Source organism: Candidatus Clostridium stratigraminis (genome assembly GCF_045310675.1).
Lineage (GTDB): Bacteria > Bacillota > Clostridia > Clostridiales > Clostridiaceae > Clostridium_AT > Clostridium_AT stratigraminis.
Genome location: NZ_JBJHZZ010000002.1, coordinates 26,402 through 41,302, shown reverse-complemented (window position 1 = coordinate 41,302; position 14,901 = coordinate 26,402). Strand labels below are relative to the sequence as shown.

The window sequence follows — 14,901 nt, the reverse complement described above, 5'->3', positions numbered from 1 at the left end:
ACACCACCTAGTGAGCATTATGTATTAAAGGAGTTACTTTATATTACCATTATACCCATGCAAATCATCTAAGCTATAACCTTGACTTAGCCCAATATGCCACTTAATATTTTTATCCATGGCTGAATAAAACAACCTATAGATTCCATCTACCTTTACAAAGGAAGATCTGTAAATTTGTTTATTATCAAAGGCCAGACTGTCATTAGTTGGCTGCATGATAACCTTGGAGGTTCCAAAATTAATTCCATCCTTTGAAACATTCCAGAAAAGAATTCTATTATTTTGACTCATTTCTTCTTTCTTATCAGCAGAAAATACTGCTTCATATCCTAAGTCAGTATGAACCACATCTATATGCCAAGGCACATAGTCACCCGTTAAATTGAAATTAGCTTCAATAGGGCTTGTCCAAGTTGATCCGCCATCTGAGCTCTCTATATACATGCATTTATACTTTTCATCTATATACCACATTTTATATTTATTTTCTTCCCAAATAATTGCAGGACTTAAACACTCTTTATCCTTAAAAGAAATAATAAATTGTGGAGTTGACCAATGAATTCCATCTGCAGAAGTTATTTTATAAATTCTGTCTTCTGTATTATTTAAAGTAAACCTATACCAAAGCTCTAATTCATTTGTATCCTGTTTAAATACTAAATGTGGATCACTATTATGTTGGGTTCTATTAGGAGGTAATGGAGTTAGAGGATTAACTAGTCCCTTTGGCACCTGCCACTGAGTTCCTGTATTTGAAACAACAATTGAAGGATTCTCCCAGGTATCCGCACCATTAGGATAAGGTGTCATTACCATCCAGTATTTCCACCCATTCCATCCATTTTCAAAATATAATACCTTAGGGTGACAGACTTGGTTACTTCCTTCATATGTAGGTACATTTAAAGGATTCTTAGCATTAGGCCCCTGAGCTGGAATTTTAGCTATGCTGCTTGGAACAACTGCTTCTCCCCCAAGCAAATTTAAGTTTTTAATAAAAGGATTTATAGATTTATAAAAATTCTTTGTAACATCTTCTCCGTTGATATTAGTTAAGATAATAGGTGCTGAATTAATACCAGCCAAGGAAGAACAAGAAAGTGCATCAGGAAAATTTTCTCCTGTAGTAATAAAAACATTACTTACATTCAATACATCGCTAAAGGAATTTATTATTTCCACATTTGTTTCATATCTGTTTTTACCATATATCCTAGTACAATTAGGCAGCTGATTATATACATTATCACTAATTAGAGCTGGTCCACCAATTATATATGACTTTTTTATACTATTATTAGCTAAATAATTCATGAATTCAATGCTAATGCTATCCTTTTTTGTAAGTATAATGGGACATCCTTTTTTAGCAGCAACTGATGCTACAGACAATGAATCTGGGAAATTGTCTCCTACAGTAACAAAAATCTCTTTAGGATTATCTATAAGCTTTGCCACCTGAATAGAAGTTTCATATCTATTGTTGCCAGCAACGCGAATAGTATTTATATTCATTTTGCGAATTTCATTTTCTATTGCTGTAGATACTACACCTTGTCCACCTATTATATATACATTTTTAGGTCTAAGCCTAGTAATTTCATTTTTAGTAGGACTATTTAAAGTATTCTTATTAGTTAATAGTATTGGTGCATCTAGCTTTGCTGCTAAAGGTGCAGCACATAGGGAATCTGGAAAGTCTTCTCCTGTAGCTAAAATTACATTGTCTGAAGTATTGCTCCACCCATATTTACTTATTATGCTTGAAGTTTCATATCTATTTGCTCCTGCTAGTCTATTAATAGATAGATTGTTTTGAACTGTATCTGCAGATACCTTCCCTGTAAAGGAGGCAGAAATCAAAACTGAACTAATCAAAATCATAATACTATTATTAAATAAAACCTTTTTTATATTCATTTTGCCCATCCCTCTATAATTAGCCCCCTAGGTTACTTTATTGTAACTACTATAGTGTACTTTTTTACACTTCCAGATTTATCAGTTAATGTTAACACTGAACCATTTAATAATGTTTGTAGATTTGAAGCTAAGATTCCATCTGCTGGATTATAACCAGCAGAAGTCACAGCATCAAATATTAATTTCCCGAAGTCATCACTTACTTTTATATTAGAAACTGTTTTATTTACATAAGGAGAAATTAATGATGCATAGCTTAAATCTTGAGATACAACAGCGCTTCCAGTATCAAACTTCTGCAATGATGAAGGAATTGTAAACAGCAAGGAACCAATACTTGGATTAGCTGAAGGCTCTTTAATTACTGCATTTACAGTTACATTACTAGCTGTATCCTTAAGTGTTATTGACTTTAGCACTGGGGCAACTGCCTTACTCACTAATAAGTCAACAATTGATTGAGGAACCACTGCTGTACCCCCAAGCGCTACAACCTTTGTATTACCCATAAGTCTTGGGTAAATAAAGTTACCAATAATATTAGGTATAGATTTGTACACTAAGATCATAGGTGAAGCCGTCCTTGCAGCTGCAACTGAACCAGATAATGCATCAGCAAACTCATCATGATTAGTTCCATCTGCTACTGTTACATAAATATTACTGTAATTAAGTATTTTATCAAATTGGTTTAACACTTCTGCATTAGTGCCATATCTGTCGGCTCCTCCGAGTCTTATTGGATTTGGCAGCAGCCTTTTTACTGCATCACTAACTACACCTGGTCCACCAACCACATAGGAATTAGTTATTGAATTAGCACTTAAAAATTGAACTATTTGACTAGATAAACTATCTGTCTTTGTAAGTAGTATAGGCATGCCTAAATTTGCTGCTATTGGAGAAATTGATAGTGCGTCAGGAAAATTAAGACCTGTTGCCACAGTTACCTTTGTGATGCTTCCTAACTTCGCCTTTAGCTCTCCAGCTACCTTTTCTGAGGTTTCATATCTATCGCTTCCACTTATGCGATTAACATTTATATTAAGTCCAGTTATCTGATTTTTCACATTATCAGATACAGCACCAGTTCCTCCAACTATAAATACTTTTTTTACCTGTAAATTATTAAGTAGTGCAACAACATCAGAATCTAATTTACCAGGTGTTGTTAATAATATGGGCGCATTGTAAGCCTTTGCTAAAGGACCAGCACAAAGTGCATCAGCAAAGTCATCTCCTCTTGCTATAACAGCATAGTCAGAAGTTGTCCAATTTGCTTTTGCCACCGCTATGGCTGTGTGATATCTGTCAGCACCAAAAAGTCTTGTGTATTGAGATGTGTCTGCAGCAATAACTTTGTTTGCTGAAACCATTGAATTTAGAATTATACAGCTTATAGCAGCCGCAATTAATTTCTTACTTCTTTTCATCTATTTCAACCTTCTTTCAGTTTAACTATTTTTGCACTACCATATTATATCATATTATTTAGCTATTGTTAAATTTTAGTATATCCTTGTTTATAAATTATTAAAATGTAATTAACATTTAGTATTTATTATTGTCACACTACTGTCATAATAAGAAGATAATATATAAACATAGCAAGATAAGAGTTACCCCTCATAAATTAATATAAAATATAAGTAGAGCAGTTGAAAAGCCCCCTTTTCAACTGCTCTACTATATTTACTATTCTTTAACTTGGAAGTTTAACATAATTAATATCTCTTTGTGGAAACATTGAATCACACATAGTTTCTTAAAAAAGCAGCTTCACATATACATGCGAAGCTGTTTTAAAATTTAAATTAGAAATTAATTTCTGCTAACCAGCGTTAATTTCGTCGAGAGTTTGGCCTTTAGTTTCAACCCCAAATAGGGCAACCACTACTGCTACTAATGCGAACACCACTGTTAGCATAATGAAGACATAAGTAAAACCTGCCTGTTTGCCTTTAGTCTCGTAGACCAGTCCAACAATATAAGGAGCGGCAATAGCGCCAATACGTCCAACAGCCGCTGCCCAACCGGCTCCACTGCCCCTAGCTCTTGTAGGATAAACTTCCGGAGTATAGGCGTACACTGCTCCCCAGGCTCCAAGGCTGAAAAAGTAAAGCAGGCAGCCATAAACAAGTACCAAAGCTGCTGAGGACCCTTGACCAAATAGATATGCCGCTACAGCTGTGCCAGCAAGGTAGATTACTAGGACCGACTTACGGCCAATCCTTTCAATTAGATAAGCTGCACTGTAATATCCGGGTAATTGTGCAATGCTCATGATTAGTGTAAACTCAAAACCCTTGACTAAGCTTAAGCCTTTGCCTACAAGAAGTGTAGGGGTCCATAAAACAAACCCGTAATAACCAAAATTAATGCCTAACCATAGAACCCACAGCACAAAGGTACGTCTAACATAAGCCCTTGACCATAAATCTAAAATACTTATGCTGTTTCCTTTCTTTCCTTCAGGTGCATTGACAAAGGTTACTTTTTCACTTTTTACTCCAGCCTGTTGTTCCATCCTGCTTACAATTTCATCTGCTTCTTTAAGGCATCCCTTTTGCTCCAAGTATCGCGGAGACTCAGGAATATTTCTTCTCAGATAAGCGGCGTAAAGAGCAGGTATTCCACCTAGGAAAAATCCAACACGCCATCCATAAATCGGAATTAAAAGGTAGGCGATTAAAGCAGCAACTATCCATCCCCATGCCCAGAAGCTCTCTAGCAGAACAACCATCCTGCCTCGGTCCTTGGCAGGCGAGAATTCACTGACCAAGGTAGATGCTGCCGGTAGTTCCCCTCCAAGACCCAATCCGGTTAAAAATCTAAATAGCAATAAAATAGTAAAGTTAGGCGCGAAGCCGGACATAGCACTTGCCAATCCATATAACACAAGTGTCACGGTAACCACTGTTTTTCTACCATATTTATCTGCAACCATACCTGCAATGGCGGCGCCAACCGCCATACCAACCGCTGAAGCGCTGCCCAATAAGCCTAAATCAGCTGGAGTAAGCCTCCAGGACTTTCCTATAGCAGCCATAACACCTGAGACCATCCCTTGGTCCATAGCATCGAACATCCATCCGATACCTGCCAAAAATAAAACCTTCCAAAGCATGGGGGTAACCGGCAATTTTTCAATTCTTTGAGAAATGCTACTCATTAATATTCACCTCTAATAATATAAATAGTACAAAACTTTCATTTTTAAGCTGTTGCAGCAGCTTATTGAGAATCAATATTTTCGACAATATTATATAAACAATATCGCTTGTACAAATATATTATAGTGTATATACACGTGTTAATACAAGTGTATTGTCAAATTTTTAGGGAATAATTAATTATATTATCTGTTTCTGTACAGATATTAATTAAATGAATCATAAGGTTTACATTACTAATAATTGCTCTTAATAGCCTGTGAAAGAGCAAAAGCCATATTAAGGTAAAGTAAAACCAAGCTATATTGTAGATTATATTGTTTTACATATTTTTCAAATACCTCAAATAGTATTATAATAAAGCTAATGGATTACTAAACTGTATAAAGTGAAACAGGTTTAGAAATAATCAAGTTAATTTTGGAGTTTAGGATGTTTCTTTTAAAAGCTGGAGGTGAGTTTTACGAGAAGCAGTGAATTTAATATAATAATGAGGGATGGACACGAAAGTCATGTCTACAAGTGGGAACCGGAAGAGGATATAAAAGTATTAGGAGTAATTCAGCTAGTACATGGTTCTTGCGAACATGCTAAAAGGTATATTAATTTTGCACAATTTTTGACTGACAAAGGCTATGTGGCCTATGCAAATGATCTAAGAGGACACGGTTTATCTGTTAAAAGCAATGATGACTTAGGATATTTTGCCGAAAAAAATGGATGGAATATTCTTGTAGAGGATTTGCATGAGCTAACAAAATTTATAGAAAAAGAGCAGGAGACCCTAAGAATTTTTATTTTAGGTCATAGTATGGGTTCCTTTCTAGTTAGACATTATGCAATACAATATGGTACTGAAATTAATGGATTAATAGCAATTGGAACAGCACATAATCCCAGATTAATGCTGAAGTTCGGAAAATTTTTAGCGGAAAGAAGTATAGAAAAAAATGGAGGAAAATATAGAAATCATACATTAAATAGGTTATCCTATGATTCTTTCTGTAATCAATTTAAGCCTATAAGAACCAAACAGGACTGGCTTTCTAGAGACGAAAAAGTAGTTGATAGGTTTATAGCTGATGAAAAGTGCGGCTTTGTGTTTACATCTTGTGCCTTTAGAGATATGTTTGATGGTCTTCTTTTTATTACTGATAAAAAGAACATTATAAAAACCCCGAAAGATCTACCTATTCTTCTCATATCAGGAGATAAAGACCCTGTAGGGAGCAATGGTAAAATGGTTAATAAAGCCTATAAGGAATATAAGAAAGCTGACATAAATAACATACAGATGAAGCTTTATAAAGATATGAGGCATGAAATTTTAAATGAAATCGGAAAAGAAGAAGTGTATGAAGACATTATAAAATGGATTAACAATATTTTTTTCTAATAGCACCTTTTTAACATCTCTAGTATTAAAATTTGCGCATCAGATTAACCTTTCCTTTTGAGCAGAACCATTATAATAAAGGGTAATAAATCATCTATTTTGATTTATTGCCCTTTTGTAATTGTCAGAAAGAAAGCACCAATAATTAATCCAATAGAAATGGCTATTATAGAAATAATGATAGTTTTCTTACTATAAATTTTTTTTCATATCAATTATGGCCCAAATATTAGGTTATATAAATATGCTATCAGCAAGTTTCCATATAATTCAATATATTATATAAAAATAATAAGTACTAAAATGAATAACTGTATATTTAACTCAATTCAAAGGTAAAGTATAAGTGTTATTTATTAAACAGTATGGGTAGTATGAATCGATGGAGGGCATTGATATGACCAATGAGGAAGCAAGAAGCTTTAAGAATATAATAAATGGTTATAATGATGTGGATTATTTATTTTCAACAATAATATGTAGTGCTGCCCCAACCTTAGCAAAAGAGAAAGTATCTTCTTTGCTTAATTTCAGTAATAATAATCATAATCTACAAAACACATGGAAAGCTTATAAAGGATATATAAAAGATATACTTAATATTGACTTTTGTGAGTTAAAAAAGGGTCAAGAAAATACTATTGTGTTATTTTATAATAAAGAGAAATTAGAAACAGTAATAAAAGATAAAAGAAATAGTGAATTCCTCACCAAGTTTGGCTACTGTAAAGAGCTAAGTATTGAACAATGTTTCTCACATCTATCTACGCGGTTTAAAAGTACTTTTCCTCACGAAATAGGTATTTTCCTAGGATATCCGGTAAAAGATGTAGCCTTCTTTATTGAGCATCCTAATAAGAGGTGTAAGATGGTTGGATACTGGAAGGTATATGATAATGTAGAAGAGGCAAAAGAAATATTCCACAAATATGATGAAATAAGAAATAATAATATAAGAATGATGTTGAATGGGTTAAAACCTTTGGATATTATAGAAGAATTGTAAGTTTAATAAAACTTATAACTCTACAAAAAAAGAAGCACTTCAAAATGCTTCTTAATGCTTATGTAATCTTTAGCTAAACTATTTGCGGTATTTTAATTTTCCATTTAGTTTAAAATCAAAGTTACATTGTTATCCTTAGGGGGTGAATCCTTCCATAATCCATTAACTACATATTTTTCTTGTGAATATATAATTCTGCTCCAAAGGCTCAATTTATTTACATCAAAATCAGGTCGATCTTTTATATTTTCATCACCCTTATAATGTTCTACAAAACCAGCGCTTACATAATTAGCTATTGTCTTTGCATCCTTTTCAGATACGTAATACTTCCTTAAGGTTTTATAGGCCTCTGCCTCTACAGTATTAAATACAAATTCATTGGCATCCTTAGCAAAGTTAGTATTTGGGTGCAGCTTATCTACTAAAAAGTCTGAATTTATTTCTATCTTATTACCATCAAGAGCACAATAACGAACAGCGCATGGGGCAGTTATTAAGGAACCTGTCTCAACATCATAAAGGGAACCACCATTATCGAAGCTCGCAAGTGCTATATCTTGAGCATGGTAATGACCGGTAAAGGCAAGTCTAACACCATAGGATGCTAAAAGCTTACCTACATATTTATAATCCTGCAGGAGATAATCTGGGTGAAGCTTACTTTGACCTTCCCAATGTTCTACCAATCCATGATGACCTAATATTATAACAGCTTTATTATTTTCATTTGCCTTCTTAAGTATATTTGTAAGCCAATTTTCTTCTTCTTGAGACAACTTACCACTTACTATTTCTTCTTCGCCAGGCTTGTTTTCCTCATAACGGCAAGTATCAAGTGCTACTATCCATAGGTTATTAACCGGCTCAGCCACATAGCTTAAAGAATTAGTATCCCTATAGACTGCACTTACATAACCACAATCCTTATAAATATCTGCAAATTGAGAGGCAGTAATGTCTGGTACTTTACTTGATTTATCTCCTTCGTATTTATAAGAAAGTGGGTTATTAACATCGTGGTTTCCTGGTACAACATAAACCTTTATGCCACTTTGGGTAAGCCTTGAAAGAGACTTTGCAACGTCCTGATGGCAAACCAATTCACCATCCTTTGTTAAATCTCCTGATACTAATAGGAATTTCACATTTGATTTTATAATGTTATCTATTGCTAGATTCAGCAAATCAGCACTATCCTTTAATAATTTCCTATCTGCTTTTAAAACATTTTCAAAGGCAGTACCAGATGTACCTAATGCATTCTCATAATAATGTAAATCGCTTATAACAGCAAATTTAGCATTAGGATATGCCACCGTATTTACTTTATTTGACTGGTTAAATGTATATTGCAGCTTTGGCTTAGCTTTAATATAGCCAGATATAGCTGAAAATAAAAATACAATGATTATTGCTAGTATGGGCATTGCTATAAGTAAGTTTCTAAGCCTATGACTTTTTTTCATAATACTTCCCCCATTATGGTATTTTCCAGTTTGATTTCGCTTTTGACATACATGTAAAATAGGATTTCCAGATAGTTAATTAGTCTTACATTTATACCTATTCTATTCGCCTTTTTGGAGGTAAATACCTGCACAAATATTTATAATATAGAAAAAAAGCCAGCCAAGGTGAACAAAATCACACCTAGGCTGACGGATTTTCTGCCCGTTTATCTTGTCATGCCGCTGCTTGGAACATATGCTCCGCCAAGCAGGTTGGAGAAGATAAAGTTGCTGATGAAAGCATATTCATCACGCTGATGAACTTTATTTGTTAGGGTGTTGGCGAAGAGGGCTACGTTAATTTGTTTTCCGTTTTTGTCTAGTCCATTATAAGAGAATCCTTGAATAGATCCGTTCAAGAAATTTTTAAAATTTACATCACTGCTACGGAGGAAGCCTTCTGTCGGAGTTTTAGTTGCATCAACACTAACAAGGATTTCAGCACCGCTTGGTACTGATGGATAGTATCCAGCACCATAGCCGTACATTACGTCGTCTTTCTCATTAATGTAGCTAGCAGTGATGAGGTTGTTTGTAGGGTAGGTCACATAAGGAAGCGCATCCATAGAGCCACCACCCACAGCACTGCGTGTAATGTTATTAAACAGCTTATCCAGGTCTGATTTACCTCCACCTGCAGAGCTATATCCGATATAAGGAACATCTTTCTCAACTGCAGCTAAACCATCATTATCTAGTGCATTGGCGCCAATAACCACATCTGCTTTGGTAGCATCGATAGTAGTGTTGAAGTTCAAAAGATCCATGGCCTGACGATCATAATTGTAGTTGTAGTTATTGAGAATAGCAGTGTTTACATAACCTGTAGTAGATTGAGACGGCTTACCAGCAATATAAATAGCGGGGGCCTTTTTAATAATACTAGCAGTAGGATAATTTTCAGATATACCGGTACCAGTTAGGATAAAGTTATTGCAGACTGTCTTCCAATCAGCATATGAGCAGATGAAATCATCCTTGTATGTGCCATCGGTAATCATACCAACGGTTTTTCCAGCCTTAAGCAGAGCATTTACTGCAAAGGTTGAATCCTCAGAAGCGTTGGAGATGATGACCTGTGCACCAGTAGGACCTGAGAAGTCAGATTTTACGGTAGATAGATATTTAATGCAATCTTCGTAGCTTAACATATTGCCTGAGACTTTAGCGATGGCTTGATATGCGGCCGGTTCTGCGCAGGTTGTCATATCAAAACCGCGTGTTTCATTGAATGTGGTAATGCCTTCAGAATAAAGTGCGGACCAGTTGTTGATGAAGGTACCGTCGTATAAAGCCCCATTTGCAACAGAGCGAGTGGCTTGATACATGCTGACGATCATAGTACCAATTGGATAGGTCACTCCTTTAAAGGTAAAGGCTTTTTTGGTCAGCTGAACTTTTACATAGTTGCGAGTGAGCCACTTCATCATATCATTGGCAGCCTGAAGATTTGTCTGATGAGCTGCATCTAGAGGTATTATGTAGCATTCTGGATAGAAGTTGCCGTTTTCGCCAGGTCCAGTGTATTCGGGCCTGAAAAGTTTAGCGTCTGCACCCTCTATGTCATTTTGGTCGCTAAACCACTGACCCACCAGATTGTAGGAGTCGGAGTTGTAATTGGTAACACCACGTTTAAAGTACTCAACCTGGGCTTTCAGATAATCTAATTTATTATTGGCAACATAGACTGACTGTCCAAGCCCACCATAAGCAAGACCTTTTGTTACCTGATCGTTGTAGGCAGGGCACTCTACGGTGTATGCTACAGTGCCGTGGAGCATAGCAAACTGTGGTGTATAGGAGGTGGACATATCATCCCAAGGACTAGTCCAGTAAGTTTCGGGTGATCCGTTGGATGTTGTATTTCCGGTGTATTGCAGATAGTCGCGCTCAGGCATTACATAGCTATTATAACCGGCGTTGTTAGCAACCGCCGCAACTCCGAAGGCTTCACCGCCTTTTACCAAATGCTGAGCCAAAAGATCATATTCGAAATTGGGCTCATGTGGAGGACTACATGGCTCTACCTGAAAAGCTGTAATTCTGCCGTGAAGCTCGGTGAGGCTTACAGGATTATATTTGCCGATGAGTCGCTGCATGTTCTGGGTTTCGTTTTGTGTTTGGAAAGAGTTGTCTCGGTTGAGATCCAATCCTCCGGAAGAAACGCGGCTCATATAAATACGTCCCTCCACATTTTCTTCTGGAACGAGAACGAAGAACACGTCGTTCAGTAGGCTCGATACGTTTACATCATTGGTCTTCTGGTTGTAATATTTGCTTAAGTCTACCAGACCGGAAGTGCGGTTTGGAGCATACTTTGATCCAGATATATCACTTAAGAAGCCTAAGTAGGTGGCTGAGTTTTTAACTAAGTCTGGGATAGCAAGCTTGGTGCTAGCCATTTCGCTATTGAGCTCTGTCTGGCCTGCATCAGTAAAACTGGTCAATATATTGTAATCAATGGTCTTTTGCGTGAGCAGCATCTGAGAGAATTTTAGGATAGAATCGGCTGCAGGAGCTTCATTTGAATGGATATTTGAGAACATAACTGGCACTTGAATGTCATTGAGTTTGCCCTTTTTAATATCATCCATTACCTTAGCAGGATCATTTTCAGCCTGATCGCAAAGTTTCAGCCAATTATTCACAGTCTTTTCATCTTTAGCGACGATGAGATAAGGCATATCATAGCCGGCTTCGGTGACGCCCATTGAGTAGCGCTTTGCAAAATAAGAAGTTTTAGTGGCAGCCAGGGTATCAATACTATCATAGATTTCACCCATAGTATGAAAATCATCATAAGGATAAATCTTAGCTGCAGCAGAGCCTAAGACGGTTCCATTGTTAACAGCGGCAAGACTGTACCAACCAATGTAATCCATTGTGTTGGTTGCAGAGCCATGTGGAACACTGCCATCAGAGTAGAATTTATTGGTACTGAAGTTCAGGTCAAGATAGACTTTGTTTCCATCCTGAACCACGTTGGTTTTGACATTGATAAACCAGGGTAAAGGGGTTTTATCAGTGGTCTTCCAAATAGTATTACTAAGATCAGACACGAGATCTCCGCCTTTTTTATAGTTAGGATAGAGATCCGTACTCAAATATGGCGCGGTACGGCTAAGAGTCCATTTGAAGGTGCCGGAGTTGACAGCGGCCTCTGCATCTGAAAATGACATGGAAACTGGGATCTTTGCTTCAAAGTTGCGGGTTTCTGTCATAGATATCCAGTCTTGTCCTGTTCCAAGGTTGTCCAATGTTGATCCGGTCGTCACTACTGGTGGACCTCCCAGCTTCAGAGATGGCAATTCACTGACAGGCTTGGTGTAATCCACATCATGTGCACTCACTAGAGATGTTCCCATGGAAATCAACATTGCCAAAGTAACAGCAAAAGCCAGCCAACTGTGCATAAATTTAGTTTTCTTGCTTTTCATTAATTTTATCGCTCCTCTCTTTTCCCATGTAATGGAATTCTTATCAGAAATAATATATTCAGCTTTCCACACATTTACAACAAAAAGAGGAGTACAAAATAAACTTGATTTAGCCACAAAATACCACCTTTATACACAAAACAATAAATGTGTTGATTTACAATTAATTATATTGCACCTGACTCCCTTAAATCTGATAAAAGAGGCTTATGATCAGCTCTTGTTTCTGGTGCACGAGAGAGCTGGGATAAGGAAGTTACTGTTATATCCAGTTCCTTTAGCCATAAGCTTTAGGCTTCATATAAATCAAAAAACAAAAAATCCGATAGCATTATTACTATCGGACTTTACATATTTGCCCAGGGGTCTGACCCCCTTCACGAGGAGGCTTGACGATGAGCTTGCTCTTACTTAAGCACTACAAGTACATCATCAGCAGAAACATTTGCACCCTTGGAAACCTTGATTTCAGCTACAATACCATCTACATGGGCTGTAACTTCGTTTTCCATCTTCATAGCTTCTAGCACTAGAAGAGTATCTCCTATCTGAACGGCTGAGCCTACGTTTACTTTTATATCAATTATTGTGCCTGCCATAGGAGCCTTTACAACTTCTTTACCTTCCACTGGACTTACCTCAACTACTTGTTCTGATACTTCAACCATATTAGGAGCCACAGTGGTTGCTGCAGCTTGTATGTTAGCTGGGTTTTTGTTTTCTACAGCTTCACCTGTCATTTCGGTTGTGCTGACAATGGCAGCTTCTCCCTTTTCAACCTCAACTTCATAACTTTTGTTATTTATAGTAACACAATATTTCATTAAATATTTCCTCCTTACATGTTACCCGTTAAAGTCCATTTAGGACTTTAAAATTGTCAATCAAGAGCCTTTATGGATTTGAAGTTAAGCTCTTTGGGGTTTGTTTTTAAATGATCACAAACAATTGCAATAGCAAGTGCCGCTGTACTTTCATCAACGCTTATTAGCTTCAATTCTCTATTTGCTATTCCCAAAGGTTTTTTATTTATATCAATAACATTTGAAGCATCAAATTCAGTTAAAGAATGAACATTATACCTGGCCATAATTGTGTTTTGTTCATCCCTTTCTTTAAAATATTTTTCTGCAATTTGAGGAAATAGAATATATGAAATAACATCTTCATCGCTCATAAATGGATTATTTATCCTATATTTTGTAATTTCAAATGTTGGCCTTAAGGTATCTGCGAACCTATTTGTAATGGGCTTTTCGTCACCCAAAATTTTCTTTACAAGTCTAGCATTAAGCTCACCAGGTGCCTTTCCATATTCTCCTCTTAAATAGGACTTAACCTCGCTTGTAACTCTTTTATGTCTTTCTCCCAGTATAACATTTATTGTAGCCTGCACCCCAACCATCTGGCTCATTGGAGTTACAAGTGGCGGATAACCTAAATCCTTTCTAACCTTTGGCACCTCAGCTAAAACTTCCTCAAGACGATGTGCTGCATTTTGGGCTTTTAGCTGGGAAATAAGATTTGAAAGCATTCCACCAGGCAGCTGATACACTAGTGCATCAGTTTCTGTACCTAAAACATATGGGTCAAGTTCTCCACTATCATTAAATTTAGCCTTAACAGGTCTGAAAAAGTCATTCACATTTTTCAGAATATCTGCTTTTAATCCAGTAGTGTATCCCAATTGATTTAAGGCATAATTCATAGTTTCTGTAGCTGGCTGAGAAGTTCCCCCAGAAAAAGTTGAAATTGAAGTATCTATCCCATCACAACCTGCTTCAATTGCTTTAAGATAGGTAAGTGGAGCTAGCCCTGTGGTTGAATGAGTATGTAGATGTATAGGGATGTTCACTTCCTGCTTTAAATATTTTACAAGGTCATAAGCCTCCTGAGGTCCCATAATTCCAGCCATATCCTTTATGCAAATTGAGTTTACTCCCATTTTCTCAAGCTCTTTTCCAAGCTCAACATACTTTTCTAAATTATGAATGGGACTTGTTGTATACACGATGCACCCCTGAGCATGGCCCCCACATAAAATCGTCTCTTTAACAGCCACTTCTATGTTTCTATAATCATTAAGAGCGTCAAATATTCTAATGATATCAACACCATTGCCTATAGCAAGCTTTATAAATTTTCTCACCACATCATCGGAGTAATGCTTATAGCCAAGAAGATTTTGTCCTCTTAGAAGCATTTGAATCTTTGTATGCTTCAACTTGGATTTCATAATTCTAAGTCTTTCCCAAGGATTTTCGTTTAAAAACCTTAGACAGGCATCAAAGGTTGCTCCACCCCAGCATTCAATGGAATAGTAGCCAGCTTTGTCAGCTGCCTCAAGTATTGCTTCAAAATCATCTAAATGCATTCTTGTAGCAACAAGGGACTGCTGTCCATCCCTTAGTACAGTCTCTGTAATATTTACCTTCACAGTATTTCAACT

General features: G+C 36.4%; 9 protein-coding genes and 1 pseudogene. 2 read left to right on the top strand and 8 right to left on the bottom strand.

What is annotated here, in order from left to right; translation table 11 throughout:
- Positions 1-33: 33 nt before the first annotated feature.
- The 3 genes from ACJDUG_RS04555 to ACJDUG_RS04545 form a co-directional block, all read right to left on the bottom strand.
- A complete protein-coding gene (locus tag ACJDUG_RS04555; RefSeq protein WP_406768721.1) occupies positions 34-1,926 on the bottom strand; it encodes a cell wall-binding repeat-containing protein in 1,893 nt (630 codons plus the stop codon).
- Positions 1,927-1,958: 32 nt separating this feature from the next.
- A complete protein-coding gene (locus ACJDUG_RS04550) occupies positions 1,959-3,362 on the bottom strand; it encodes a cell wall-binding repeat-containing protein (protein ID WP_406768720.1) in 1,404 nt (467 codons plus the stop codon).
- A 398-nt stretch (positions 3,363-3,760) separates the two neighbouring features.
- On the bottom strand, positions 3,761-5,101 hold the full coding sequence (locus ACJDUG_RS04545) for an MFS transporter (protein WP_406768719.1): 1,341 nt from the start codon (positions 5,099-5,101) through the stop codon (positions 3,761-3,763).
- A gap of 491 nt (positions 5,102-5,592) precedes the next feature.
- On the opposite strand from ACJDUG_RS04545, the gene ACJDUG_RS04540 reads away from it, so the two are divergent.
- Together ACJDUG_RS04540 and ACJDUG_RS04535 are read left to right on the top strand one after the other, a co-directional pair.
- Positions 5,593-6,498, top strand: a complete 906-nt coding sequence (locus tag ACJDUG_RS04540; RefSeq protein WP_406768718.1) for an alpha/beta fold hydrolase — start codon at positions 5,593-5,595, stop codon at positions 6,496-6,498.
- Positions 6,499-6,895: 397 nt separating this feature from the next.
- On the top strand, positions 6,896-7,504 hold the full coding sequence (locus ACJDUG_RS04535) for a DUF3793 family protein (RefSeq protein ID WP_406768717.1): 609 nt from the start codon (positions 6,896-6,898) through the stop codon (positions 7,502-7,504).
- Positions 7,505-7,608: 104 nt separating this feature from the next.
- On the opposite strand, the gene ACJDUG_RS04530 is transcribed toward ACJDUG_RS04535, so the two are convergent.
- The 5 genes and pseudogenes from ACJDUG_RS04530 to ACJDUG_RS04510 all read right to left on the bottom strand — a co-directional run bounded on the left by ACJDUG_RS04530 (position 7,609) and on the right by ACJDUG_RS04510 (position 14,889).
- Entirely contained in the window at positions 7,609-8,973 is a 1,365-nt protein-coding gene (locus ACJDUG_RS04530; RefSeq protein WP_406768716.1) for a metallophosphoesterase family protein, read from the bottom strand.
- A gap of 209 nt (positions 8,974-9,182) precedes the next feature.
- Complete coding sequence (locus ACJDUG_RS04525) at positions 9,183-12,452, bottom strand: M14 family metallopeptidase (RefSeq protein ID WP_406768715.1); 3,270 nt, start codon at positions 12,450-12,452, stop codon at positions 9,183-9,185.
- Positions 12,453-12,622: 170 nt separating this feature from the next.
- Positions 12,623-12,730 (bottom strand): annotated as a pseudogene (locus ACJDUG_RS04520) (DnaB-like helicase C-terminal domain-containing protein); the annotation flags it as partial.
- A gap of 129 nt (positions 12,731-12,859) precedes the next feature.
- Positions 12,860-13,276 carry a biotin/lipoyl-containing protein gene (locus ACJDUG_RS04515; RefSeq protein ID WP_406768714.1) on the bottom strand — a complete coding sequence of 139 codons (417 nt, stop codon included), beginning with the start codon at positions 13,274-13,276 and terminating at the stop codon, positions 12,860-12,862.
- Between the two features lie 56 nt (positions 13,277-13,332).
- Entirely contained in the window at positions 13,333-14,889 is a 1,557-nt protein-coding gene (locus ACJDUG_RS04510) for a pyruvate carboxylase subunit B (protein WP_406768713.1), read from the bottom strand.
- Positions 14,890-14,901: the final 12 nt, after the last annotated feature.

Bases quoted from the DNA above. Each gene is read 5' to 3' on its own strand.
- ACJDUG_RS04555 (WP_406768721.1), bottom strand. From the start codon at position 1,926: ATGAATATAAAAAAGGTTTTATTTAATAATAGTATTATGATTTTGATT.
- ACJDUG_RS04550 (WP_406768720.1), bottom strand. From the start codon at position 3,362: ATGAAAAGAAGTAAGAAATTAATTGCGGCTGCTATAAGCTGTATAATT.
- ACJDUG_RS04545 (WP_406768719.1), bottom strand. From the start codon at position 5,101: ATGAGTAGCATTTCTCAAAGAATTGAAAAATTGCCGGTTACCCCCATG.
- ACJDUG_RS04540 (WP_406768718.1), top strand. From the start codon at position 5,593: ATGAGGGATGGACACGAAAGTCATGTCTACAAGTGGGAACCGGAAGAG.
- ACJDUG_RS04535 (WP_406768717.1), top strand. From the start codon at position 6,896: ATGACCAATGAGGAAGCAAGAAGCTTTAAGAATATAATAAATGGTTAT.
- ACJDUG_RS04530 (WP_406768716.1), bottom strand. From the start codon at position 8,973: ATGAAAAAAAGTCATAGGCTTAGAAACTTACTTATAGCAATGCCCATA.
- ACJDUG_RS04525 (WP_406768715.1), bottom strand. From the start codon at position 12,452: ATGAAAAGCAAGAAAACTAAATTTATGCACAGTTGGCTGGCTTTTGCT.
- ACJDUG_RS04515 (WP_406768714.1), bottom strand. From the start codon at position 13,276: ATGAAATATTGTGTTACTATAAATAACAAAAGTTATGAAGTTGAGGTT.